The sequence below is a fragment of the Streptomyces sp. NPDC055239 genome (genome assembly GCF_053606205.1).
This window is the reverse complement of record NZ_JBSGRD010000012.1, coordinates 253,237-276,362: the sequence shown is the minus strand read 5'-3', so window position 1 is coordinate 276,362 and position 23,126 is coordinate 253,237. Positions and strand designations below refer to the sequence as shown.

23 protein-coding genes are annotated in these 23,126 nt (G+C 70.3%); 16 read left to right on the top strand and 7 right to left on the bottom strand.

Annotated features, from left to right (window positions below):
* Positions 1-19 precede the first annotated feature (19 nt).
* Entirely contained in the window at positions 20-889 is an 870-nt protein-coding gene (locus ACWFRJ_RS33050; RefSeq protein ID WP_453539256.1) for a thioesterase family protein, read from the top strand.
* A 185-nt stretch (positions 890-1,074) separates the two neighbouring features.
* Here the strand turns inward: ACWFRJ_RS33050 and ACWFRJ_RS33045 are convergent, their stop codons facing one another.
* The 3 genes from ACWFRJ_RS33045 to ACWFRJ_RS33035 form a co-directional block, all read right to left on the bottom strand.
* Positions 1,075-2,136: a YeiH family protein gene (locus tag ACWFRJ_RS33045; protein ID WP_453539254.1), complete on the bottom strand. Its 1,062-nt coding sequence runs from the start codon at positions 2,134-2,136 to the stop codon at positions 1,075-1,077.
* Entirely contained in the window at positions 2,136-2,720 is a 585-nt protein-coding gene (locus ACWFRJ_RS33040; protein WP_453539252.1) for a cysteine dioxygenase, read from the bottom strand. Before ACWFRJ_RS33040 ends, ACWFRJ_RS33045 begins: the two co-directional genes overlap by 1 nt.
* A gap of 116 nt (positions 2,721-2,836) precedes the next feature.
* Complete coding sequence (locus ACWFRJ_RS33035; RefSeq protein ID WP_453539249.1) at positions 2,837-3,742, bottom strand: LysR substrate-binding domain-containing protein; 906 nt, start codon at positions 3,740-3,742, stop codon at positions 2,837-2,839.
* Between the two features lie 76 nt (positions 3,743-3,818).
* Between ACWFRJ_RS33035 and ACWFRJ_RS33030 the strand changes: the two genes are divergently transcribed.
* Complete coding sequence (locus tag ACWFRJ_RS33030; RefSeq protein ID WP_453539245.1) at positions 3,819-4,808, top strand: helix-turn-helix transcriptional regulator; 990 nt, start codon at positions 3,819-3,821, stop codon at positions 4,806-4,808.
* Here ACWFRJ_RS33030 and ACWFRJ_RS33025 read toward each other — a convergent pair.
* Both ACWFRJ_RS33025 and ACWFRJ_RS33020 read right to left on the bottom strand, forming a co-directional pair.
* The gene (locus tag ACWFRJ_RS33025; protein ID WP_453539242.1) at positions 4,768-5,613 is read right to left on the bottom strand and encodes an alpha/beta fold hydrolase; all 846 of its coding nucleotides are present in this window, start codon (positions 5,611-5,613) and stop codon (positions 4,768-4,770) included. The two genes, ACWFRJ_RS33030 and ACWFRJ_RS33025, sit on opposite strands and share 41 nt — an antisense overlap.
* Before the next feature lie 21 nt (positions 5,614-5,634).
* Positions 5,635-6,303 (bottom strand): TetR family transcriptional regulator, encoded by a 669-nt coding sequence (locus tag ACWFRJ_RS33020; protein ID WP_453539239.1) that lies wholly within the window; start codon positions 6,301-6,303, stop codon positions 5,635-5,637.
* A 124-nt stretch (positions 6,304-6,427) separates the two neighbouring features.
* On the opposite strand from ACWFRJ_RS33020, the gene ACWFRJ_RS33015 reads away from it, so the two are divergent.
* The 4 genes from ACWFRJ_RS33015 to ACWFRJ_RS33000 all read left to right on the top strand — a co-directional run bounded on the left by ACWFRJ_RS33015 (position 6,428) and on the right by ACWFRJ_RS33000 (position 9,725).
* The gene (locus ACWFRJ_RS33015; RefSeq protein WP_453539236.1) at positions 6,428-6,583 is read left to right on the top strand and encodes a hypothetical protein; all 156 of its coding nucleotides are present in this window, start codon (positions 6,428-6,430) and stop codon (positions 6,581-6,583) included.
* 70 nt (positions 6,584-6,653) lie between these two features.
* A complete protein-coding gene (locus ACWFRJ_RS33010; protein WP_453539233.1) occupies positions 6,654-6,995 on the top strand; it encodes a DUF4190 domain-containing protein in 342 nt (113 codons plus the stop codon).
* A 46-nt stretch (positions 6,996-7,041) separates the two neighbouring features.
* Entirely contained in the window at positions 7,042-8,205 is a 1,164-nt protein-coding gene (locus tag ACWFRJ_RS33005; protein WP_453539230.1) for a cysteine desulfurase family protein, read from the top strand.
* Positions 8,206-8,435: 230 nt separating this feature from the next.
* Positions 8,436-9,725, top strand: a complete 1,290-nt coding sequence (locus ACWFRJ_RS33000; protein ID WP_453539227.1) for a cytochrome P450 — start codon at positions 8,436-8,438, stop codon at positions 9,723-9,725.
* Positions 9,726-9,743: 18 nt separating this feature from the next.
* On the opposite strand, the gene ACWFRJ_RS32995 is transcribed toward ACWFRJ_RS33000, so the two are convergent.
* Positions 9,744-10,421, bottom strand: a complete 678-nt coding sequence (locus tag ACWFRJ_RS32995) for an N-acetylmuramoyl-L-alanine amidase (RefSeq protein WP_453539224.1) — start codon at positions 10,419-10,421, stop codon at positions 9,744-9,746.
* A 61-nt stretch (positions 10,422-10,482) separates the two neighbouring features.
* On the opposite strand from ACWFRJ_RS32995, the gene mnmA reads away from it, so the two are divergent.
* Positions 10,483-11,619: a tRNA 2-thiouridine(34) synthase MnmA gene (mnmA, locus tag ACWFRJ_RS32990; RefSeq protein WP_453539222.1), complete on the top strand. Its 1,137-nt coding sequence runs from the start codon at positions 10,483-10,485 to the stop codon at positions 11,617-11,619.
* A 17-nt stretch (positions 11,620-11,636) separates the two neighbouring features.
* Here mnmA and ACWFRJ_RS32985 read toward each other — a convergent pair whose 3' ends face one another.
* Positions 11,637-11,975, bottom strand: a complete 339-nt coding sequence (locus ACWFRJ_RS32985) for a DUF427 domain-containing protein (RefSeq protein WP_453539219.1) — start codon at positions 11,973-11,975, stop codon at positions 11,637-11,639.
* 77 nt (positions 11,976-12,052) lie between these two features.
* Here ACWFRJ_RS32985 and ACWFRJ_RS32980 point away from each other — a divergent pair, with 77 nt between their 5' ends.
* The 9 genes from ACWFRJ_RS32980 (at position 12,053) to gatB (ending at position 22,885) form a co-directional block, all read left to right on the top strand.
* Positions 12,053-12,598, top strand: coding sequence for an LOG family protein (locus ACWFRJ_RS32980; protein WP_453539216.1), 546 nt, complete (start codon positions 12,053-12,055; stop codon positions 12,596-12,598).
* A gap of 42 nt (positions 12,599-12,640) precedes the next feature.
* The gene (locus tag ACWFRJ_RS32975; protein ID WP_453539213.1) at positions 12,641-13,330 is read left to right on the top strand and encodes an SDR family oxidoreductase; all 690 of its coding nucleotides are present in this window, start codon (positions 12,641-12,643) and stop codon (positions 13,328-13,330) included.
* Positions 13,327-14,325, top strand: coding sequence for a methionine synthase (locus ACWFRJ_RS32970; protein WP_453539210.1), 999 nt, complete (start codon positions 13,327-13,329; stop codon positions 14,323-14,325). The genes ACWFRJ_RS32975 and ACWFRJ_RS32970 overlap by 4 nt, the downstream gene beginning before the upstream one ends.
* A 30-nt stretch (positions 14,326-14,355) precedes the next feature.
* Positions 14,356-16,539: an NAD-dependent DNA ligase LigA gene (gene ligA / locus ACWFRJ_RS32965; RefSeq protein ID WP_453539207.1), complete on the top strand. Its 2,184-nt coding sequence runs from the start codon at positions 14,356-14,358 to the stop codon at positions 16,537-16,539.
* A 249-nt stretch (positions 16,540-16,788) separates the two neighbouring features.
* On the top strand, positions 16,789-19,188 hold the full coding sequence (locus ACWFRJ_RS32960; protein WP_453539204.1) for a putative bifunctional diguanylate cyclase/phosphodiesterase: 2,400 nt from the start codon (positions 16,789-16,791) through the stop codon (positions 19,186-19,188).
* A 121-nt stretch (positions 19,189-19,309) separates the two neighbouring features.
* A complete protein-coding gene (gatC, locus tag ACWFRJ_RS32955; RefSeq protein WP_016642027.1) occupies positions 19,310-19,606 on the top strand; it encodes an Asp-tRNA(Asn)/Glu-tRNA(Gln) amidotransferase subunit GatC in 297 nt (98 codons plus the stop codon).
* Between the two features lie 6 nt (positions 19,607-19,612).
* Entirely contained in the window at positions 19,613-21,118 is a 1,506-nt protein-coding gene (gene gatA / locus ACWFRJ_RS32950) for an Asp-tRNA(Asn)/Glu-tRNA(Gln) amidotransferase subunit GatA (RefSeq protein ID WP_453539201.1), read from the top strand.
* A gap of 5 nt (positions 21,119-21,123) precedes the next feature.
* The gene (locus ACWFRJ_RS32945) at positions 21,124-21,357 is read left to right on the top strand and encodes a hypothetical protein (RefSeq protein ID WP_383278076.1); all 234 of its coding nucleotides are present in this window, start codon (positions 21,124-21,126) and stop codon (positions 21,355-21,357) included.
* Between the two features lie 16 nt (positions 21,358-21,373).
* The gene (gatB, locus tag ACWFRJ_RS32940; RefSeq protein WP_453539197.1) at positions 21,374-22,885 is read left to right on the top strand and encodes an Asp-tRNA(Asn)/Glu-tRNA(Gln) amidotransferase subunit GatB; all 1,512 of its coding nucleotides are present in this window, start codon (positions 21,374-21,376) and stop codon (positions 22,883-22,885) included.
* The last annotated feature ends 241 nt before the right edge of the window (positions 22,886-23,126 follow it).

The window sequence follows — 23,126 nt, the reverse complement described above, 5'->3', positions numbered from 1 at the left end:
CATGTTGTACGTTACTGGTATGGCAGAGGCGACATCCATACCGGTAGCGGTGCCCGCGAGCATCGGCGACAGCGAGTTCGACCGCGACACCGCGGTCACCCGGCGGGAGCCCGGTGTCTACGACATCGAGCTCTCCGCCGGGTGGACGATCATCAACGCCGTCAACGGCGGCTATCTCCTCGCGGTCCTCGGCCGCGCGCTCGCCGACGCCCTGCCGCACGCGGACCCCTTCACCGTCTCCGCGCACTACCTGACGGCGTCCCACCCCGGACCCGCCGTGATCCGCACGGACACGGCGCGGGCCGGGCGGACCCTGTCGACCGGACAGGCCTCGCTCTTCCAGTACGACGACGAGGGGCGCGAGGTCGAGCGGATCCGCGTGCTCGCCTCGTACGGAGATCTGGCGGAGCTCCCCGACGACGTCCGTACGACGGCCAAGCCGCCCGCGCTGCCGCCGATGGAGCAGTGCTTCGGCCCGCAGGACGCGCCGGACCACTCGCCCGTGCCCGGCAGCTCGGCGATCAGCGACCGCCTCTTCCTGAAGCTGGACCCCTCCACCCTGGGGTGGGCCCTCGGCCAGCCGTCCGGCAAGGGGGAGATGCGGGCCTGGTTCGGGCTCGCGGACGGTCGCGACGCGGATCCGCTGTCGCTGCTGCTCGCGGTGGACGCGCTGCCGCCCACGGCGTTCGAGCTCGGCCTCTCCGGCTGGGTCCCGACGGTGGAACTGACGGTCCACGTACGAGCGAGGCCCGCACCCGGCCCCCTCCGTGTCTCGATCACGACCCGCAACCTCGCCGGGGGTTTCCTGGAGGAGGATGCGGAGGTCTGGGACAGCGCGGATCGCTTGGTTGCTCAGTCGCGGCAGCTGGCGCGGGTGCGGTTGGGCTGAGGGGGGCTTTTCCCCACCCCGCCCCAGACCCCGGTCCTCAAACGCCGGACGGCTGAAGGACTCTCAGCCCGTCCGGCGATTGAGGACGAACTCGGCGGAGCCGGTGATGACGGCAACCACAAGGCGCTGGGCCCCCGCGCCGAGCGGGTTTTCGGGAAGGGGCGGGGTTGGGGAAAAGGAACCGCCTAACCCACCAGCACCACACCCGCATACGAAACCCCCGCCACAACCACCCACGCACACAACCCAAGCGCAGCCACCCGCCCCCCGGTCCGACTGAGCGAGGGCAGATCCACCGCGGCGCCGAGCCCGAACAGGGCCGCCGCAAGCAACAGTTCCTGCACATGCCCCGCCACGCCAAGCGCAGCGTCGGGCACCCAGCCCGTACTCCGTACCGCCACCATCACCAGGAACCCCGCAACGAACAGCGGAAGCACCGGCGGCCGCCGCTTCCCCGCCCCGCGCGCAGCGCCCCCACGGGCCCGCAAGGACAACGCGACCCCCGCCACCAGCGGACCCAGCATCGCCACCCGTATCAGCTTCACCAGAACCGCGTCCCCCAACGCCCCCGCCCCAGCGGTCTGCGCGGTGGCCACCACCTGACCCACGTCGTGGACACTCGCCCCGGCCCACCGCCCGAACTCCGCGTCACCAAGCCCCAACGGACCCTGAAGCAACGGCAGTACCGCGATCGCGAGCGTCCCGCAGAGCGTCACAAGCGCCACCGACACCGCCGCATCCCGCTCCTCGCTCTCACTCACCTCACTGACCGCGCCGATCGCGGAGGCGCCGCAGATCGAGTAGCCGGTGGCGATCAGGAGGGGCTGATCGCCGGGAAGGCCCATCCGGCGGCCGAGCCACCACGTACCGAAGAACGTCGCCGCGACCACCCCGAACACCATCCCCACGGTCGCCCAGCCAAGACCCAGGACGTCGTCCAGGCTCAGCTTCAGGCCGAGCAGGACGATGCCGAGCCGCATCAGCCGCCTGCCCGCGAGGGAGAGCCCCGCCCTGCACCGGCCTCGTACGACAGCGCGGAGGCCCGGCACGTGCGCCGCCGCGAGCCCGAGCACCACCGCCGCCGTCAGCATCGGCACGGCGGGGACCAGGGCGTGGGTCGCCCAGGCCACCGCGACACCGAGGGCCGCCAGGGCGAGCCCCGGCGCCGGGTGGCGACCGGGAGGAGCGACCGGGGACGTCGATGGGGGCGGCGACGGGGCCTGCTGGCGCTGGCCGAGCAGCGCCATCAGCGGTCGGCCGGCAGCTCGTAGACCCGGCGCACGCTGGTGCCGAGGCGGGAGATGTCCGCGCCGTACACATGGAGCGAGATCGCCCGCCGCGTACCGCCGTTCCAGACCCGGTGGATGTCCCCGGGCGGCGCGAAACCGCACACCGTGCCCTGCCGGTTGACCAGGTCCTCGGTGGGGACGAGCCGCGCCGGAGCGCCGGACGCCGCGGGGACGAGGCGGTAGCGCCGCTCGTGCTCCGCGCCCTCGTGGACGCCGGTGACGCACCAGGAGACGTGATCGTGGACCGGCGTGCGCTGGCCCGGCAGCCAGACGAGGCCGACCACCGAGAAGCTGCCGTCGTGCTCGGCGTGCAGCAGATGCTGGCGGTAGCGCTCGGGATCGCCCTCGCACTGCTCGCCTTCGCACTGCTCGTCGGCGAGCAGATCGGCCGCGCCCAGATGCGGCGCGAGCCGCTCGCCGACGAGGTACGCGGTCAGATCCGGCGGCAGACCCCGGCCGACGGCCTCGCGGACATCGGCGACGAGGGCGTCCAGACGCCCGGTGGTGCGGGCCGCGCGGAACGCGGTGGTGGAGGCACTCATACGGGCAGCGTCCTGCCGCCCTTCCATCACGTCCAACGACAGTTTCTAAGCCTTGCTCCAACTTCTGCTTATGGATGGAGGGGTGAGGGGCGAGCGAGGTGGGTGAGGTGAGTGCCTCAGCAGCCCATCCGGTTCGCCGCGACCGCCTTCAGCTCATCGAGCACCAGCGCCGTCGCGGGAATCCGCAGGTGCTCCCTGAGCGCGTACGCCGAGACCTGTCGGCGCGACGCCGGGTCGAGAGCCCGTCCCGTCACCTGGCGGTGGCGCAGGAAGTTGAGGACGAGCCCCGGCATCATCGCGATGCCAAGACCCTCGGCGACCAGGCTCTGGATGACGAGATTGTCGTCCGTGGTGAAGGCGATGTCCGGCGTGAAGCCCTGCTCGGCGCATTCGTGCAGGAAGTTGGCGCGGCAGCGCAGGCAGCCCGCGATCCAGCGCTCGCCCGCGAGATCGACGAGCCTGACGGAACGGCGCCGGGCCAGCGGATGGCGTGAGGGCATGAGGACCGTCAGCTGGTCCTCCATCAGCGGGATCTCCATCACCTCCTCCGGCACGTCCTCGTGCAGGCCGGGGTAGTGGAAGGCCAGCGTGATGTCGCAGTCGCCGTCCACCAGGCGCTGGAGCGACTCGGGCGGCTCGTTCTCCTGGAGTTCGACGCGCACACCGGGGTGGCTCGCCGCGAGCCGGGACAGCGCCTCGGGGATGAGGGTGGCGTTGGCGCTGGGGAACGCGCAGATGCGTACGCGTCCGGTGCGCAGCCCCGTGATGGCGTTCATCTGCTGCTGGGCGGCGTCGATGTTGCCGAGGATGATTCCCGCGTGCCGGGACAGCGCCTCGCCCGCCTCGGTCAGCCGCATCCTGCGGCCGACGCGGGTGAACAGGACCGTGCCGACGGACCGTTCGAGCGCCTTCATCTGCTGGGTGATCGCAGGTTGCGTATAGCCGAGCGAGCGGGCGGCGGCGGAGTAGGAACCGGTGCGGACCACTTCGTGGAATGACCTGATGTGCCGGGAATCGAACACATCTGCATCATAAACGGGGCGTGAGAAGGGTCGTGGGCAGGGCCGCGGGCAGGTCCCTTCCGCCATCCTTGGCTGCGTGAAATCCGACCGTCTGCTCTCGATCCTGCTGCTGCTCCAGACCCGTGGGCAGGTCCCCGCCCACGAGCTTGCCGACCGTCTCGAAGTCTCCGTGCGCACCATCTACCGCGACATCGAGGCGCTCTCCACATCCGGCGTCCCGGTGTACGCCGAGCGCGGGCGGCACGGGGGCATCGCGCTGCTCCCCGGTTTCCGTACGGACGTCACGGGGCTCACCGCGGACGAGTCGAGGGCGCTCTTCATCCTGGCCGCGCAGGGCGCGCACGCGGCGCTCGGGCTCGACGAGGCGATCGGCTCCGCGCTGCGCAAGGTCATGGCGGCGCTGCCCGCACCACACCGTCCCGCAGCCGAGATGACCAGTCGGCGCATCCTCGTCGACTCGGCGCGCTGGATGCCGGGGCCCCGCGGATCGGATCCGGTCGTCGTCGACCTCGACGTACTGCAGGACGCCGTCTTCTCCGACCGGCGGCTGCACCTGCGCTACCGGCACAGCGGCGACGCACGGCCGCACACCTACACCGTGGATCCCTACGGCCTCGTCTCCAAGGCGGGCGTCTGGTATCTGGTGGCCGACCGGCGCGGCGCCCCGCAGCTCTTCCGCGCCGACCGCGTACAGGAGGCGACCCTCACGGAGGCGCCGGTCAAGCGCAGGACGGGCGTCGAACTCGCCGACGTATGGGCCGTGCTGAAGCGTCAGGTCGAGGACCGTCCGGTCGGTGTCGACGTGACGGCGCGGGTCGCGCGCGATCGGTTCGCCCAGTTCCTGCGGCTCAAGGGCCAGTTCCTCAGCGCACGCCCCGAGGACGACGGCGAGAGCGAGTGGATCGACGTCCGGCTCGGGTTCGGCGTCGTCGGCGACATCCGTACGCTGCTGCCGTTCGCCGCCAGTGTGGAAGTGCTCTCGCCGCCCGGGGCGCGCGCCGAGCTGGCGAACGCCGCCGCCGCGGTCACCGACCTTTACGCAGGAAGCGGCTCAGCTCGCCGGTGAGCTGGGCGGGCGCGTCCTCCTGTACGAGATGTCCCGCGCCCTCGATCAGACGCAGCTCGGCGCCGGGGATCAGCTTGGCGAGCTCGTGGCCGCGCTCCACGGGGATCCAGGTGTCGTCCGTGCCCCAGCAGACGAGGACGGGCAGGGCCAACTCCCCGTACCGTCCCTGGATCTCATCGGTGAACCGCTGGTCGTTCTGCTCGATCTGCCGGTAGAAGGCGGGCCTGCCCTCCTCCGTGCACCAGGGCTCGACCAGGCGGTCGAGCACCTCGGGGTGCAGTCCGCGGTGGCTCGCCGAACCGACGTACTCGCGCACCAGTGCCTCGTGCAGGGCGGGCGGCAGCTGGGTGAAGACGTCGGCGTGCGCGCCGAGCAGGCGGTAGGTGGGGGAGCCCCAGGGAGCGAGGGCCACCGGGTCGACGACGGCGAGGCGTTCGTAGCGGGCGCCGTGCAGGAGGTGGGCGCGCAGAGCGACGCAGCCGCCGAAGTCATGGGCGACGACGGCGGGTTCGTCCAGGCTCCAGTGGGCGAGCAGCTCAGTGAGGACACGGGCCTGCGCGGCCAGGGTCACGTCCTGTCCGGACCGCATCTCCGACACCCCGTAGCCGGGCAGGTCCCACACGTACACGCGGTGTTCCTGGGAGAGCGCGCGGGCCACGCTCCGCCAGACGTACGAGGAGAAGGGCGTGCCGTGGACCAGGACGACGGGCGGTGCGTCCCTTGGCCCGAGTGCGGCCCAGCGGACCGCGCCGGTCGGTCCCGCGAAGGTCTGGTCGAGCGTCCAGTCACGATCGGTCGTCGTCATGACCGTAAGGCTAGTAGCTCCTTACGGCGGGGTCGAGTGTTCGTCCAGCCAGTGGCGCCGTCCGAGCGACACCAGGCGCAGCTGCCGGCGTGCGCCGGCAGCCACCCGCTCCTCTGTGTCGGGCGCGGCCTCCAGGAGTGCGGACGCGGTCATCACCATGTGGTCGACGTACATCCTGGCCAGCATCAGGAGGTCGTCCTCGTTCCAGCCCGCGGACTCGGGCTCCTGGGTGAACTGATCCGCCACCTCCTGTGCGAACAGGGTGAGTTGATCGCCTATCGCCGACCGCACGGCCTGCACTCCGCCGTGCTGCTCGCGGGCGATGAAGCGGACGTGGGCGGGGTGCGTGCGGACGTAGGCGACGATCAACTCGACCGTGGCCGCGATGCGTTCCTCGCCGTCATCGCCGCCGTCATCGTCATCGTCGTCGCGGTCGCCGGTCGCCGCGAGGAGTGAGACGAGCGTGGTGTGCAGGCTGCTCAGCGCCTCCTCCACCAGGGTCACGCCCAGGTCGGCCACATCGCGGAAGTGCCGGTAGAAGGCGGTGGGAGCCACGCCCGCGGCACGGGTGACCTCGCGCAGACCCAGGCTGCTCAGGCTCTGCTCCTCGAGCAGCTGGAGCGCCGCGTCGAGGAGTGCCTGCCGGGTTTTCTGCTTCTGGGCCTGCCGGATGCCGAGAGTGTGACTCATGCCATGCAGTTAACAACTGTTCTCCGAGATTGGAAAGCCGGAGAGGCGGTACTCTCTAAGTCAGTGAACAGTTGTAACCACAAGCGTTCACCGAACCCTCGACGACCTCGACGAGAGGCATCCCGTGTTGTTCCTCGTAGCCGCACTCCTGCTGCTCGGCGTCGCCTTGGGCGCCGTGGCCCATGCACCGCTCCCCGTCACCTTCGTCGCCGCCGCCGTCATCGGCGTCTGGCTCGTCGTGTTCACGGTCCGCGAGCGGCACGCGCGCCGCCAGCCCTGAGTACGCCGCCACCGCTGTTCCTTTCCCTGCCCCCCAACTGATCCGCACGGCCCCCGAAAGGAGTCGCACCATGGGACTCAGCACCCTCACCCCCAAGTCCACGACCACCACCCCCACCGCTCCCACTTCCTCCTCCACCGCTTCGGCCCGCGAGCCCGCCCCCGTCCCCATCGGCCGGCGTGACACCGACGGCATGGCCGTCGCCTCGTTCGTCCTCGGCCTGCTCGGGCTGCTCGTCCTGAACCTCTTCCTCGGCCCGATCGCGATCGTCCTCGCGAGCATCGCGCTGCTGCGCGGCACCAGCCGAAAGGGCCGCGCGGTCCTCGGACTCGGGCTCGGTGTGGCCGATCTCGTCGTCCTCGCCGTCCTGATGTCCATGGACAACACCGTGTCGTGGGGTCTCGCGGGCTGACCGCTGGAACGCGGGGCCCGGCACGGCTCGTAGAATCGTGCACACCATGGCCTACCTCGACCACGCAGCGACCACTCCGATGCTCCCGGAGGCGATCGCGGCGATGACAGCCCAGCTCGCCGTCACCGGCAACGCGTCCTCATTGCACGCCGCCGGGCGCCGGGCGCGACGTACCGTCGAGGAGGCCCGCGAGACGCTCGCCGAGTCGCTCGGCGCACGCCCCAGCGAGACCGTCTTCACCGCGGGCGGCACGGAGGCCGACAACCTCGCCGTGAAGGGCCTGTACTGGGCGCGGCGCGACGCCGACCCCGCGCGGACCCGGGTCCTCTCCAGCCCCGTCGAGCACCACGCCGTCCTCGACGCCGTGCACTGGCTCGGCGAGCACGAAGGCGCCACCGTCGAGTACCTCCCCGTCGACGCGTACGGCCGCGTGCACCCCCAAGCCCTGCGCGAGGCGATCGAGCGCGACCCCGACGACGTCGCCCTCGCCACCGTCATGTGGGCCAACAACGAGATCGGCACCATCCAGCCCATCCGTGAACTGGCCGATGTGGCGGCCGAGTTCGAGATCCCGCTGCACGCCGACGCGGTGCAGGCCTTCGGCCAGGTGCCCGTCGACTTCGGTGCGTCCGGGCTCGCCGCGATGACCGTCTCCGGGCACAAGATCGGCGGTCCTTACGGCATCGGGGCGCTGCTCCTGGGGCGCGAGTACAGCCCCGTGCCCGTCCTGCACGGCGGCGGGCAGGAGCGTCATGTGCGCTCCGGGACGCTCGATGTGCCCGCGATCGCCGCGTTCGCCGTGGCGGGGCAGCACGCCGCCGGACAGCGCGAGAGGTTCGCCCGCGAGATCGGCGCGCTGCGGGACGATCTCGTCTCCGCCGTGCGCGCGGCGGTCCCGAGCGCGATCCTGGGGGGAGACCCGGTCGACCGACTGCCCGCGAACGCGCACTTCACCTTCCCCGGCTGCGAAGGTGACTCCCTTCTCCTACTGCTCGACGCCCAGGGCATCGAGTGCTCCACCGGCTCCGCGTGCACGGCGGGCGTGGCCCAGCCGAGCCACGTCCTGCTCGCCACCGGCACCGACCCCGACCTGGCCCGCGGCACGCTGCGTTTCTCCCTCGGTCACACCTCGACGGAGGCGGACGTGGCGGCGGTGGCGCAGGCGATCGGCCCGGCGGTGGAACGGGCGCGGACTGCGGGGCTCAGCTGAGTGCTTGGCTGAGCACTTAGCTGAACCCTGCACCTACTTGGTCCCGGTTTGAGCGGGTAAGTGACGCAGATAACGCTGTACTGGGGTGACGTCGCCCCGAGTTGATGCCGGTTTCGGCCGCTATAGGGCGGACAGGCGCAGGAGCGGGCTACGAGGCCCACAGTCCGCCGATCTATGCTGGCCGCTCGCGACTCCGCTCCGCGCGTTCGGGGCTGCACGACAACCCCCTCATGGAGTTCACATTGAAGGCGAACCTCCGCTCTCGCATCGCCGCGCGGCTCGGGCGCATATATCTCTCCAGGATCCAGAAGAACGGGATCAGCGCCTCCACGATCTCGCGTCTTCCCGAGCCCCTCCTCGCGCCGATGCGCCGCGACGGGCTCGACCCGGTGGCCCAGCTCACCGAGCGCCAGGCGGAGGAGCCCATCTCCAAGGTGCCGCTGCCGTTCGGCATGGACGCCTGGGTGGTCACCGGATACGACGAGGTGAAGGCCGTCCTCGGTGCGACCGACGGCTTCAGCAACGACTTCACGAACCTCGCGGGCAACGCCGGAGTGGTCGAGGACCACAACCCCGGCGGCCTCGGTTTCAGCGACCCCCCGGTCCACACGCATCTGCGCCGCATCCTCACGCCCGAGTTCACGATGCGCAGGCTGCGTCGCCTCACGCCCCGGATCGAGGCCATCGTCGAGGAGCGGCTCGACGCGATGGAGGCGGCGGAAGGGCCCGTCGACCTCGTCAAGGAGTTCGCGCTCCCCATACCCTCGCTGACGATCTGCGAGCTGCTCGGCGTGCCCTACGAGGACCGCCACGACTTCCAGCAGCTGGCCATGGAGCGCTTCGACCTCTTCGCCGGGGCGACCGCTCCCTTCGGGGCGATATCCGCATCGCTCTCGTACTTCAGGGACGTCGTCAAGAAGCAGCGCGAGAACCCGGGCGACGGACTGCTCGGCATGATCGTGAAGGAACACGGCGACACGGTCGGCGACGAGGAGCTCGCCGGTCTCGCCGACGGCGTCCTCACCGGCGGCTTCGAGACGACCGCGAGCATGGTGGCCCTCGGCTCCCTGCTTCTCCTTCAGGACCCTGAGACCGCCGCGCGGCTGCGCGACGACGACGCGGCGGCCGCCCCCTTCGTCGAGGAGGCGCTGCGCTACCTCACCGTCGTGCAGGTGGCCTTCCCGCGGTTCGCCCGCGAGGACATCGAGATAGCCGGGGTGCTCATCCCCAAGGGCGACCTGGTCCTGTGCTCCCTGAGCGGCGGCAACCGCGACGCCAAATACACCCCCGACGGCGGCGGCTTCGACCCGCACCGCAAGGCCTCGGGGCACCTCGCCTTCGGCTACGGCATCCACCGCTGCATCGGCGCCGAACTGGCCCGGATGGAGCTGCGTGCCGCCTACCCGGCCCTCGTGAAGCGCTTCCCCGAGATGCGGCTCGCGGTCGCCCCCGAGGAGCTCGCGTTCCGCAAGCTCTCGATCGTGTACGGGGTGGAGTCGCTGCCGGTGCACCTGCGGTAGCCGTAGCGGTTGTAGGGGTCAGGCGAGGGCGGTGCGAGCTTTCTTGACCAGCTTCATGTACCGGTCCCAGTCCCAGTGCGGCCCGGGATCCGTGTGGTCCGTGCCGGGCACCTCCACGTGCCCGATGATGTGTTTCCGGTCCACCGGGATGTCGTACCTCTTGCAGATTCCCGCGGTCAGGCGTGCCGACGACTCGTACATGGCATCGGTGAACGAGGACTTCTTGTCGACGAAGCCCTCGTGCTCGATGCCGATGCTCCGTTCGTTGTAGCTCTTGTTCCCCGCGTGGAACGCCACGTCCAGCTCGCGGATCATCTGGGCGATGTGCCCGTCCTTGCGCACCACGTAGTGAGCCGCCGCGCCGTGCGCCGGGTCCTTGAACACCCTCAGTGCCGTGTCGTACCCGCCCTGTACGACGTGGATGACGACCATGTCTATGTCGTAGTCGTCAGGCCTGTCCGCCCGGCGCCAGTTGTAGTCGGACGCGGCGACCCACTGCGCGCCCTTGGCGTCGACCGCGCCCTCCTCGCGCCTCTTGACGACGCCGGGCAGCCGCCACCACAGGCGACCCAGCTGGTCCGAAGCGAGCACGGCAGTGCCGACGGCCGCCGCGGCGCCGCCGATCAGGAGCGTCCGCCGGTCGATCCCCCGGCGCTCGGACTTCTGCTCCGCCTTCGAGTCCTGTTCATCCCCCATATGATCGTCAACGCTTACTCACGGGCGCCTGGTTCCCGCGGGCCCGTACCCTGTTAGAGCTATGACTGAGAACCGGACCCCGCAGCACCCCCGCCCCCTCCGCGTGCTCGCCGCCATGTCCGGCGGCGTGGACTCCGCCGTCGCCGCCGCGCGTGCCGCCGAAGCGGGGCACGACGTGACCGGAGTGCACCTGGCACTCTCGGCGAACCCGCAATCGTTTCGCACGGGCGCGCGAGGCTGTTGCACCATCGAGGATTCCCGCGACGCCCGCCGCGCCGCGGACGTCATCGGTATCCCGTTCTACGTATGGGACCTGGCCGAGCGGTTCCGCGAGGACGTGGTCGAGGACTTCATCGCCGAGTACGAGGCGGGGCGCACCCCGAACCCCTGCCTCCGCTGCAACGAGAAGATCAAGTTCGCCGCGCTCCTGGACAAGGCCCTCGCCCTGGGCTTCGACGCGGTCGTCACAGGCCACTACGCCACGGTGGTCGTGAACGACGACGGCACGCGCGAGCTGCACCGCGCGTCGGACATGGCCAAGGACCAGAGCTACGTCCTCGGTGTCCTGGACGACCGCCAGCTCGCCCACGCGATGTTCCCCCTCGGTGACACGCTCACCACCAAGCAGGAGATCCGCGCGGAGGCGGAGGAGCGCGGTCTCGCCGTCGCCAAGAAGCCCGACAGCCACGACATCTGCTTCATCGCCGACGGCGACACCCAGGGCTTCCTCGCGGACCGCCTGGGCAAGGCGGAGGGCGACATCGTCGACGCCGACGGAAACAAGCTGGGCACGCACGAGGGCGCTTTCGGCTACACCATCGGCCAGCGCAAGGGCCTGCGGATCGGCACCCCGGCTCCCGACGGCAAGCCGCGCTACGTCCTGGACATCTCCCCGGTGAACAACACCGTGACCGTCGGCCCCGTGGCCGACCTGGACGTCACGGGCCTGACGGCGATCAAGCCCCGCTGGTGCGGCGTCGCCCCCTCAGGGCCCGGCACGTACACCGCGCAGCTGCGGGCGCACGGCGGAGAGACGCCGGTCCGCGCGGAACTGGTCGACGGCTCGGAGCTGCGCGTCTCCTTCGACGAGGCGGTCCGGGGCGTGGCCCCCGGCCAGGCGATCGTGCTCTACGACGGCACGCGCGTGGTCGGCTCGGCGACGATCGCGACGACGGAGCGGGCGACGGCGGCGGTCTAGCCCCCTGTGGGCCTGCCTCAGGCCGCTTCGACTTCTACTTCGTAGAAGCAGAAGTGGTCCTTGATCTGAGCCACCGAGTCCTTCGGCTCCGGATACGCCCACACTGCGTCCTTACCGTCCTTGGCGTCGGGCAGCGACCAGTACGACGCCGTTCCCTTGAACGGGCAGTACGTGGTCGTCTCCGACAGGGTCAGGAAGGTGGTGCGGACGTCCTGTGGGGGGAGGTAGTAGCGGACCGGACAGCCCGTCTCTCGCAGCAGCAGGGGGCGGCTGCTTTCGGCCACGATCTGGCCGTCCCGCACCACCCGTACGAGGTCGGTGCCCTGCTCGATGGTGATCTTGTGTCCTGCGGTCACCGTGGTCTCCTTCGTTGAGCGGCTGCCTGTGAGCGGCTGTGTTCCACCCAGTCTGTGCCGGATCGTACGGTGAGGCCATGAACATCTGTGTCTTCCTCTCCGCAGCCGACCTCCCCGACCGCTACACCCGCCCCGCGCGCGAATTCGCCGAGCTGCTCGGCAAGGGCGGTCACACCCTGGTGTGGGGTGGTTCGGAGAGCGGTCTGATGAAGGTCGTCGCCGATGGGGTGCAGGAGGCGGGCGGCCGTCTGGTCGGGGTCTCCGTCGACTTCCTCGCCGCCAAGGCCCGGGTTGTCTCCGCGCCCGACGAGATGGTGATCGCGCGCGATCTCGCCGAGCGCAAGGCGCTGCTTCTGGAGAAGGCCGACGCTGTGGTGATCATGGTCGGCGGTACGGGCACGCTGGACGAGGCCACCGAGATCCTCGAACTGAAGAAGCACGGCAAGCACACGAAGCCGGTCGTTCTGCTCAACTCCGAGGGCTTCTACGACGGGTTGAAGGAGCAGTTCCAGCGCATGGAGGACGAGGGGTTCCTGCCGGTGCCGCTGACCGGTCTCGTCTTCTTCGCCGAGGAGGCGGTCGGCGCCCTCGCCTACCTGGAGGAGGCCATGGGTACCCAGTGACCATGCGCTGACCTGCACCTGCCGGGGTGCGACGATGGACGCATGGCAACACATGTGATCACCGGGGCGGGCTCCGGCATCGGCGCGGCCGTCGCACGCCGCCTCCACGCACGCGGCGACTCCCTCGTCCTGCACGCACGGGACGCGGGCCGAGCGAAGGAACTGGCCGCGCAATTCCCCGGGGCGGACACGCTCGTGGGTGACCTCTCCGACCCCGACAAGCTCTCCTGGGCGTTCGGCCACCAGTCGCTTCCCGACCGCGTGGACTCCCTGCTCCACATCGCGGGCGTCGTCGACCTGGGGCGCGTCGGTGACCTCACCCCCAAGTCCTGGCGCCACCAGCTCAACGTCAACCTCATCGCCCCCGCCGAGCTGACCCGCCACTTCCTGCCCCAACTCCGCGCCGCCCAGGGACATGTCGTCTTCGTCAACTCGGGTGCGGGCCTGAGCGCCAGCCCGGAGTGGTCCGCCTACGCCGCCTCCAAGCACGGCCTCAAGGCCCTGGCCGACTCGCTGCGGGGCGAGGAGCACGCGAACGGCGTCCGCGTCACCTCCGTCTACCCGGGGCGCACGGCGAGCGCCATGCAGGCCAAAGTGCATCAACAGGAGGGCAAGGAGTACGACCCCTCCCGCTTCATCGACCCGGAGTCGGTCGCCACGACGATCCTGCTGGCCGTCGACCTGCCGCGCGACGCGGAGATCAACGACCTGACGGTGCGGCCCGGACAGTGAGCACCTTCAGTTGGGGCCCGGCCACCGGTATCGGGTCCATGCCGGGCGGTGACGCCCGTGAGGCCGCGAAGACCGTCACCGGCAGCTTCGAGGACTTCCCGTATCTGGCGGAGCTGCCCGCGCGGGGGCCCGGCGCCGACATGATCGGTCGGACCGCCGGAATGCTGGTCGAGCTCTACGCGCGCGTGGAGCCAAGCGGCTGGCGGATCGGCGACAGGCCCGGACGGGACACGCGCCGCGCGAAGGCCTGGCTCGGCGAGGACCTCGACGCCCTGGAGGAGTTCACGCAGGGGTACGAAGGTCCTGTCAAGGTGCAGGCCGTCGGGCCGTGGACCCTCGCCGCCGCCCTGGAGCTGAGGAACGGCCAGGTCGCGCTCTCCGACCCGGGCGCCTGCCGTGACCTGGCAGGTTCGCTCGCCGAGGGCCTGCGCGCCCACCTCGCGGACGTACGCCGCCGGATTCCCGGCGCCCAGGTCGTGCTGCAACTCGATGAGCCCTCGCTCGTCGGCGTACTGCGCGGGCAGATCAAGACCGCGAGTACGTACAGCACCCACCGTGCCGTCGACCGCCAGCTCGTGGAGAGCACCCTGCGGGACGTCATCGGCGTTCACGAGGACGGGCCTGCCGTCGTGCACTCCTGCGCGCCGGACGTGCCGTTCGCGCTCCTTCGCCGTGCGGGGGCCGACGCGATCTCCTTCGACTTCTCGTTGCTCACCGAGCGTGACGACGAGGCGATCGGTGAGGCCGTCGAGGGCGGTACGAAGCTCTTCGCCGGTGTCGTGCCCGGTGTGGACGGCCCATTGTCAGACCCTGCCGGTAGCGTCATGGGTGTCAGGACGTTGTGGCGCAGGCTGGGGCTGAATCCGGGGTCTCTCGCGGAGTCGGTCGTGGTCACTCCGTCGTGCGGGCTCGCGGGGGCTTCCCCGGCGTACGCCCGCGCGGTGCTCGCCCACTGCGTCCGGGCGGCGAGATCACTCGCGGACAACCCTGAGTAATTGGGTATGACGTAACGGGAGGACGTAACGGTGGCTGTCGAACAGCAAGGCTCTGTGCCCGCCGAGGCACGGGATCAGCACGCCCAGCTGGCCGAACAGATCGAGGAGCACCGCTTCCGGTACTACGTGAACGACCAACCGGTCGTCAGCGACGCCGAGTTCGACAAGCTCCTTCGCTCGCTCGAAGCCCTGGAAGAGCAGTATGCGGAGCTGCGCACGCCCGACTCGCCCACCCAGAAGGTCTCCGGGGCGTACGAGACCGAGTTCACCTCGGTCCAGCACCGCGAGCGCATGCTCTCCCTGGACAACGCCTTCGACGACGAGGAGCTGGCGGCCTGGGCCGAGCGCGTCGCCAAGGAGGTCGGCACCGGCGACCATCACTTCCTGTGCGAGCTGAAGGTCGACGGCCTCGCCGTGAACCTCACGTACGAGGACGGCAAGCTCACCCGCGCGGCCACCCGTGGCGACGGCCGCACCGGCGAGGACATCACTCCGAACGTCCGCACCATCGGGGACATCCCGGACCGCCTCAAGGGCGACAACATCCCCGCCCTTGTCGAGATCCGCGGCGAGGTCTTCTTCCCCATGGAGAAGTTCGAGGAGCTGAACGCCCGTCTGGTGGAGGCCGGCGACAAGCCCTTCGCCAACCCGCGCAACGCGGCGGCGGGTTCACTGCGCCAGAAGGACCCGCGCGTCACCGCCACGCGTCCGCTGCACATGGTGGTGCACGGCATCGGCGCCCGCGAGGGCTTCGACATCGACTGCCTCAGCCACGCCTATGAGCTCCTGCACGACTGGGGCCTGCCCACCGCACAGCACAACAAGGTGGTCCAAGGGCTCGACGGCGTGCGGGAGTTCATCACGTACTTCGGGGAGAACCGCCACTCCGTGGAGCACGAGATCGACGGCGTCGTCGTGAAGCTGGACGAGATCCCGCTCCAGGGCCGCCTCGGCTCGACCTCGCGCGCCCCGCGCTGGGCGATCGCCTGGAAGTACGCCCCCGAGGAGGTCAACACCAAGCTGGTCAACATCCGCGTGGGCGTCGGCCGCACCGGCCGCGTCACGCCGTACGCCCAGGTGGAGCCCGTGACCGTCGCGGGATCCGAGGTCGAGTTCGCCACCCTGCACAACCAGGACGTGGTGAAGAAGAAGGGCGTCTTCATCGGCGACACGGTCGTCCTGCGCAAGGCGGGCGACGTCATCCCGGAGATCCTCGGCCCCGTCGTCGACCTGCGCGACGGCACCGAGCGGGAGTTCGTGATGCCCGCCGAGTGCCCCGAGTGCGGGACGGCGCTGCGGGCGATGAAGGAGGCCGACATCGACCTCCGCTGCCCCAACGCCCAGTTGTGCCCGGCCCAGTTGCGCGAGCGTCTCTTCTATCTCGCGGGCCGCAAGAGCCTGGACATCGAGAACTTCGGCTATGTCGCCGCGGCCGCGCTCACCAAGCCCCTCGAGCCGTCCGAGCCGCCCATCCTGGACGAGGGCGACATCTTCGACCTCACCATCGAGCGCCTCCTGCCCATCAAGGCGTACGTACTGGATCAGGACAGCGGTCTGCCCAAGCGGGACCCGAAGACGGGCGAGGAGAAGATCGCCACGATCTTCGCCAACCAGCAGGGCGAGGCGAGGAAGAACGCCGTGTCGATGCTGGAGAACATCGCGGCGGCCAAGGAGCGCCCGCTCGCACGGATCATCACGGGCCTCTCCATCCGGCACGTGGGCCCGGTCGCCGCGGAGGCGCTCGCCCGCGAATTCCGGTCGATCGAGCGCATCGAGCAGGCCACGGAGGAGGAGCTGGCCGCCGTCGAGGGCGTGGGCCCGACCATCGCCGCCTCCCTGAAGCAGTGGTTCGAGGAGGAGTGGCACCGGGAGATCCTGCGCAAGTGGCGTGCGGCCGGCGTCCGCATGGAGGAAGAGGGCGGGGGAGAGGACGAGGGGCCGCGACCGCTCGAAGGCCTCACGGTCGTGGTGACCGGAACGCTCGAGCACCACACCAGGGATGGCGCAAAAGATGCGTTGCAGAGCCGGGGCGCCAAGGTGACCGGTTCCGTTTCGAAAAAGACAGCTTTCGTCGTTGTGGGTGACAACCCTGGATCTAAATATGACAAGGCCATGCAGCTTAAGGTTCCGGTTCTGAACGAGGAAGGTTTCGCCGTCCTGCTGGAACAAGGACCGGACGCGGCGGCGGAAGTTGCGCTTCCGACCGAGGAGTAGCGGTTGAAGGCCACCCGTTCAGCGCATACCAGATGCATACGGGTGGCCGGGTCGCATTCGGGCAACCGTTGTGGACCGCTGCCCGTAGAAGCCTTCTGCGGCCTACTGTTGAGATGTGCGCCTGCCGTGCCCCGCTGCGATTGGGGTATCCCCTGCTCATCGGGAGCACGGGGGAGGAGTTCCAGACGCGGCTGACTTCTGGACCGAGTCCGCGTGGCGTGGGCACCGCCGGCTGTGAGAGGGACGGGAATGGAACCGACCGAGAGCGCCGCACCGGACTCCCGGCTGCGCGCGCGCCTGCGGCGCGGACCGGGCGCGTGGCTCAGCGGACGCAGAGCGGCACGGGAGGCACGCGAGGCGCACGAAGCCGAGAGCCGCCGCCCCGCCGCCCCGAGTACCGCAGTTGAGCGGCGCGAACGCGCATGGAGCACCGTCGGCGGGTACGGCACACAGGAGCTCGGCGTGGGCGAGACACCGGGCGGCAGGGATGCCGCAGGACCCTGTTCCGCCCAGAGCGGCACCGACGGGCGGCGCAGGACGCTCTGGCGCGGCTCCGAGGCACACGACGCGGACGACGCGTCCGGTGAGCACGACCCTTGGCCAGTGCTTCCGGTTGCCGTCGTCACGCTCGCCGCGGCGGTGCTCGGCGCGGGCTTCTTCCTCGCGTCCACCGGCCGCGACGACCTGTTCCCCTCCGGCACGGTCGGCTGGTCACTCGCCATCCTCACCGGCCTCATCGTCGGTCACCTCGTCGCGCTCGGCCGCGACCGCTGGTGGGGCGGCACAGGATCGGGCGGCGCGCTCACCGTCGCCGTCCTCCTCCTTTACGGCTGGGTGCCCGCCGGAATGGTCAGCCTCACTGTCGTCGTCCTGGTCGGCGTCGCGCGCCGCCACCGCTGGCGGCAGGGCATCCTGCACGGCGCCATCGACATCCTCGGCATCGGCGCGGGCGCGCTCGCCATGGCCGCGTTCGGCACCGCGCCCTCGGCGCAGTCGCCCTGGCTGCCCGAGACCTGGGACCTGTACTCGCTGCCCGAGGTGGTGCTCGCCGCCCTCGGCTATCTCGTCGTCACCCGGGTCCTGCTCTGGTACGTCCACGCACCGCGCACCGGCGCCCTGCCCACGGTCACCCGTACGGCCCTGGTCCGCCAGGGCCTCGTCGGCGTCGCGCTGCTCGGCATCGCACCGCTGATCTGCGTCGTCGCCGCCTCGACGCCCATCATGCTGCCGCTCTTCGCGATCCCCCTCGTCGCGCTCGACTCGACGCTGTGGATCGCGCGGGCCAGGGCCGAGGAGCAATTGCGCGACCCGCTCACGGGCCTGCCCAACCGGCAGTGGCTCCTCGAGCGGACCTGGACGGCTCTGGACGACGCCGAGCGGATCGGGGCGCGCTCCGCCCTGATGCTGATCGACATGGACCGTTTCCGTTCGGTGAACGACACCCTCGGCCATCTCGCGGGCGACCGTCTTCTGCTGCAGATCGCCGACCGGCTGAGGCTCGCGCTGCCGCGCGGCGCGGAGGCCGCCCGGCTCGGCGGCGACGAGTTCGCCGTCCTGCTTCCGGTCACCGACTCCACGACGTCGGCCACCCGTGTGGCGCGGTCGCTGGTCGCCGCCCTCGGCTCGCCTTTAGACCTCGACGGTCTGACGCTGGTCCTGGAGGCCAGCGCGGGGCTCGCCGTCTTCCCCGACCACGCGATGGACGCGGAAGGCCTGCTGCGGCGCGCGGACGTCGCGATGTACCAGGCCAAGCGGGACCGCACGGGCGTCGAGGTGTACGAGTCCAAGCGTGACTCCAACACTCCCGACCGTCTCGGCCTGTTGGGCGATCTGCGCCGCGCGCTCGACGCGGGTGACGTCGAGCTCCACTACCAGCCGAAGGTCCAGTTCGACGGCCGCGTCGCGGGGCTCGAGGCGCTGGTGCGGTGGGTGCATCCCGAGCGCGGGAAGGTGCCGCCGGACGAGTTCATCGCCATAGCCGAGTCGTCCGGGCTCATGCCGCACCTGACGGAGTACGTCCTGGAGACCGCCCTCGGCCAGGTGGCGAAGTGGCAGGCGATGGGGCTCAAGGTCCCCGTCGCGGTGAACGTGTCGCCGCGCGACGTCCACACCCCCGGCTTCGCGGGCGCCGTCGCCGCGCGCCTGGCACGCCACGGCGTTCCTCCGGGTGCGCTGCAGCTGGAGATAACGGAACACGTGCTCCTTGAGGACCCGCAGCGGGCCGCCGACACCCTGGCAGGGCTGACCGGTCACGGGGTCAAGATGTCGCTCGACGACTTCGGCACGGGGTACTCGTCCCTGGTCCATCTGCGGCGGCTGCCGGTGAGCGAGCTGAAGATCGACCGTTCCTTCGTGGCGCGGCTCGCGGTGGACAACGAAGACGCGGAGATCGTCCGCTGCACCGTCGACCTCGCGCACTCCCTGGGGCTGCTCGTCGTCGCCGAGGGCGTCGAGGACGACGAGACGTGGGAGCGGTTGCGCGATCTGGGCTGCGACGCGGTGCAGGGCTGGCTCGTCGCCGCGGCGATGCCGCCGGACGAGACCACCGCCTGGCTGCGGGCGCGGGGCTCGCGCGGATGGCGCAGGCCGGTGGACATCGCGGCGGAGGAGCAGGCGGCGGCGGAGGCTCGGGCGAACGTGGCGAAGTAGCCGCGAGGTCTCCATCGGGACCGGCGTGGAGGCCCCCGGGGGGAATCCGTTTCACGTGTACGGGGTGTGGCCCCATAGGATTGGGCCACAAACCACACACTCACCCCCAGAGGATCGCCGCATGCCTGGCATTACGCGCGAGGAGGTCGCCCACCTCGCCCGCCTAGCACGTCTTGAGCTGAAGGACGAAGAGCTCGACCACTTCGCCGGACAGCTCGACGACATCATCGGCGCGGTCGCCCGCGTCTCCGAGGTCGCCGACCAAGACGTACCGCCGACCTCCCACCCGCTGCCGCTGACGAACGTCATGCGCGCGGACGAGGTCCGTCCGTCGCTCACCCCCGAGCAGGCGCTCTCCGGAGCCCCGGCACAAGAGCAGCAGCGTTTCAAGGTGCCGCAGATCCTGGGGGAGGACTAACCCACCATGACGGACAGCAAGATCGACATCATCAGGCTCACCGCAGCCGACATCGCCGCCAAGGTCGCCTCCGGCGAGCTCACGGCCGTCGAGGTCACCGAGGCCCACCTCGCCCGCATCGAGGCCGTCGACGAGAAGGTGCACGCCTTCCTGCACGTCGACCGCGAGGGCGCCCTCGCGCAGGCCCGCGCCGTCGACGCCAAGCGCGAGAAGGGCGAGAAGCTCGGCCCGCTGGCCGGCGTACCCCTCGCGCTCAAGGACATCTTCACCACCGAGGGCATCCCGACCACGGTCGGTTCCAAGATCCTCGAAGGCTGGATCCCGCCGTACGACGCGACCGTCACGCGCAAGCTGAAGGAAGCCGACGTCGTCATCCTCGGCAAGACCAACATGGACGAGTTCGCCATGGGGTCCTCCACCGAGAACAGCGCGTACGGCCCCACCGGCAACCCGTGGGACCTCACCCGCATCCCCGGCGGCTCCGGCGGCGGCTCCAGCGCCGCCATCGCCTCGTACGAGGCCCCCCTCGCCATCGGCACGGACACCGGCGGCTCCATCCGCCAGCCCGCGGCCGTCACCGGCACGGTCGGCGTCAAGCCCACGTACGGCGGCGTCTCGCGCTACGGCATGGTGGCGTTCTCGTCATCCCTCGACCAGGGCGGCCCCTGCGCCCGCACGGTCCTGGACGCCGCGCTCCTGCACGAGGTCATCGCAGGCCACGACGAGCTCGACTCGACGTCCATCGACGCCCCGGTCCCCGCGGTTGTCGAGGCGGCCCGCAACGGCTCCGTACAGGGCATGCGCGTCGGTGTCGTCAAGCAGTTCGCGGGCGAGGGCTACCAGGCCGGTGTCGTCCAGCGCTTCCAGGAGTCCGTGGCGCTGCTCAAGGAGCTCGGCGCCGAGATCGTCGAGCTCGACTGCCCGTCCTTCGACCTGGCGCTCTCCGCGTACTACCTGATCGCGCCGAGCGAGTGCTCGTCCAACCTGGCCCGCTTCGACGCCATGCGTTATGGCCTGCGCGTCGGCGACGACGGCACGAAGTCCGCCGAGGACGTCACCGCGCTCACCCGCGAGGCGGGCTTCGGCGACGAGGTCAAGCGCCGCATCATCCTGGGCACGTACGCACTTAGCTCCGGCTACTACGACGCGTACTACGGGAGCGCCCAGAAGGTCCGCACCCTGATCACGAAGGACTTCGAGAAGTCCTTCGAGCAGGTTGACGTGATCGTCTCGCCCGCGACGCCGACCACCGCCTTCCCGATCGGCGAGCGCGCCGACGACCCGATGGCGATGTACCTTGCGGACGTGTGCACCATCCCGTCGAACATGGCGGGCAACGCCGCCATGTCGCTGCCCTGTGGCCTCGCGCCGGAGGACGGCCTGCCCGTCGGGCTGCAGATCATCGCCCCGGCCATGAAGGACGACCGCCTTTACAAGGTGGGCGCTGCCGTAGAGGCCGCCTTCGTGGAAAGGTGGGGGCACCCGCTGCTTGAGGAGGCACCGTCACTGTGAGTCCCATGACTGCCAAGGCCCAGGGCTTCAAGAAGTCCAAGCCCGGCGCGTACCTGTCGATCGCCACGACCGCCTTCGGCGCGATCTCCGTCGTCAAGCAGGCCCGCACGGCCCGCAAGGACAACGACACGCTCCGGCTCGTCGACGCCGCTGTCTCCGCCGCCGCCATCGCCACCGGCCTCGCTCTGCTCTTTCGTGAGCTGAAGAAGCTCGGCGACGACGACGTCCTGCTGGGTTGAGAGGGAAAGTTTCACCGTGACTGTCACGACTGACCTGGTGTCGTACGAGGATGCCCTCGCGACGTACGACCCCGTCATGGGCCTTGAGGTCCATGTCGAGCTGGGCACCAAGACGAAGATGTTCTGCGGCTGCTCCACGGAGCTGAAGCAGGACGCCAACAGCCAGACCTGCCCGACCTGTCTCGGACTGCCCGGCGCGCTGCCGGTCGTCAACGAGATCGGCATCGAGTCGGCCATCAAGATCGGCCTCGCGCTGAACTGCGAGATCGCCGAGTGGTGCCGCTTCGCCCGGAAGAACTACTTCTATCCGGACATGCCGAAGAACTTCCAGACCTCTCAGTACGACGAGCCGATCGCCTTCAACGGCTATCTGGACGTCCAGCTGGAGGACGGCGAGATCTTCCGTGTGGAGATCGAGCGCGCCCACATGGAGGAGGACACCGGCAAGTCCACGCACGTGGGCGGCGCGACGGGCCGTATCCACGGCGCCTCGCACTCGCTCCTTGACTACAACCGCGCCGGTATCCCGCTCATCGAGATCGTCACCAAGCCGATCGAGGGCGCGGGCGAGCGGGCTCCCGAGGTCGCCAAGGCGTACGTCGCCGAGCTGCGCGAGGTCATCAAGGCGCTCGACGTCTCCGAGGCCCGCATGGACAAGGGCCAGATGCGCTGCGACGTCAACCTGTCCCTGCGCCCGCACGGGCGCGAGGAGTTCGGTACGCGCTCGGAGACGAAGAACGTCAACTCGCTCCGTTCCGTGGAGCGTGCGGCGCGCTTCGAGATCCAGCGCCACGCGGCCGTCCTGAACGACGGCGGCACGATCATCCAGGAGACCCGTCACTTCCACGAGGAGGACGGCTCCACGACGTCGGGCCGCATCAAGGACAACGCCGAGGACTACCGGTACTTCCCGGAGCCCGACCTCGTCCCGGTGGCCCCGGCCCGTACGTGGGTCGAGGAGCTGCGTGCCGGTCTCCCCGAGATGCCGCGCGTGCGCCGCAACCGCCTCCGTGAGGAGTGGGGTGTCACGGAGCACGACATGCAGTCGATGCTGAACGCGGGTGCGGTCGACCCGATCGTCGCCACCATCGAGGCGGGCGCCGACTCGGCTGCCGCGCGCAAGTGGTGGATGGGCGAGATGGCCCGCAACGCCAACGAGACGGGCAAGGCGCTCGACGAGCTCCCGGTCACCCCGGTGCAGGTCGCCCGGGTCGCCGAGCTCGTCGCCAAGGGCGAACTGAACGACAAGCTGGCCCGTCAGGTCTTCGTGGGCGTCCTCGCCGGCGAAGGCACGCCGGACGAGGTCGTCGAGAAGCGCGGCCTGAAGGTCGTGTCGGACGAGGGCGCCCTGACGACCGCCGTGGACGAGGCGATCGAGGGCAACCCCGCCATCGCCGACAAGATCCGCAGCGGCAAGGTCGCGGCGGCCGGCGCACTGGTCGGCGCGGTCATGAAGGCAACCCGGGGCCAGGCCGACGCGGCCCGCGTCAAGGAACTGATCCTGGAGAAGCTGGGCGTGGAGGGCTGAGTCCTCTTGCCCGTACGAGATCTCGTACGTGATGTGGGGCGGCGCACCGAGAGGGCGTCGCCCCACACGCGTGCCGGGGTGGGGCAGGCTTCCCTCGCGTACGCACGCGGTCGAAGCCTGTTCGTGAGGGTGCACCGGAGTCCCGTGTCATGCTGCTGAGCACTTGGCCGTCCGAACCACCGCCGCACCCGAACCACCGCCCCACCCGGGCCACGGAGCGTCCCCCTGAACACCGTCACCG

Coding starts and splice junctions, on each gene's coding strand:
- ACWFRJ_RS33050 (WP_453539256.1), top strand. CDS start 20: ATGGCAGAGGCGACATCCATACCGGTAGCGGTGCCCGCGAGCATCGGC.
- ACWFRJ_RS33045 (WP_453539254.1), bottom strand. CDS start 2,136: ATGGCGCTGCTCGGCCAGCGCCAGCAGGCCCCGTCGCCGCCCCCATCG.
- ACWFRJ_RS33040 (WP_453539252.1), bottom strand. CDS start 2,720: ATGAGTGCCTCCACCACCGCGTTCCGCGCGGCCCGCACCACCGGGCGT.
- ACWFRJ_RS33025 (WP_453539242.1), bottom strand. CDS start 5,613: ATGACGACGACCGATCGTGACTGGACGCTCGACCAGACCTTCGCGGGA.
- ACWFRJ_RS33020 (WP_453539239.1), bottom strand. CDS start 6,303: ATGAGTCACACTCTCGGCATCCGGCAGGCCCAGAAGCAGAAAACCCGG.
- ACWFRJ_RS33010 (WP_453539233.1), top strand. CDS start 6,654: ATGGGACTCAGCACCCTCACCCCCAAGTCCACGACCACCACCCCCACC.
- ACWFRJ_RS33005 (WP_453539230.1), top strand. CDS start 7,042: ATGGCCTACCTCGACCACGCAGCGACCACTCCGATGCTCCCGGAGGCG.
- ACWFRJ_RS33000 (WP_453539227.1), top strand. CDS start 8,436: ATGGAGTTCACATTGAAGGCGAACCTCCGCTCTCGCATCGCCGCGCGG.
- ACWFRJ_RS32995 (WP_453539224.1), bottom strand. CDS start 10,421: ATGGGGGATGAACAGGACTCGAAGGCGGAGCAGAAGTCCGAGCGCCGG.
- mnmA (WP_453539222.1), top strand. CDS start 10,483: ATGACTGAGAACCGGACCCCGCAGCACCCCCGCCCCCTCCGCGTGCTC.
- ACWFRJ_RS32980 (WP_453539216.1), top strand. CDS start 12,053: ATGAACATCTGTGTCTTCCTCTCCGCAGCCGACCTCCCCGACCGCTAC.
- ACWFRJ_RS32975 (WP_453539213.1), top strand. CDS start 12,641: ATGGCAACACATGTGATCACCGGGGCGGGCTCCGGCATCGGCGCGGCC.
- ACWFRJ_RS32960 (WP_453539204.1), top strand. CDS start 16,789: ATGGAACCGACCGAGAGCGCCGCACCGGACTCCCGGCTGCGCGCGCGC.
- gatC (WP_016642027.1), top strand. CDS start 19,310: ATGCCTGGCATTACGCGCGAGGAGGTCGCCCACCTCGCCCGCCTAGCA.
- gatA (WP_453539201.1), top strand. CDS start 19,613: ATGACGGACAGCAAGATCGACATCATCAGGCTCACCGCAGCCGACATC.
- ACWFRJ_RS32945 (WP_383278076.1), top strand. CDS start 21,124: ATGACTGCCAAGGCCCAGGGCTTCAAGAAGTCCAAGCCCGGCGCGTAC.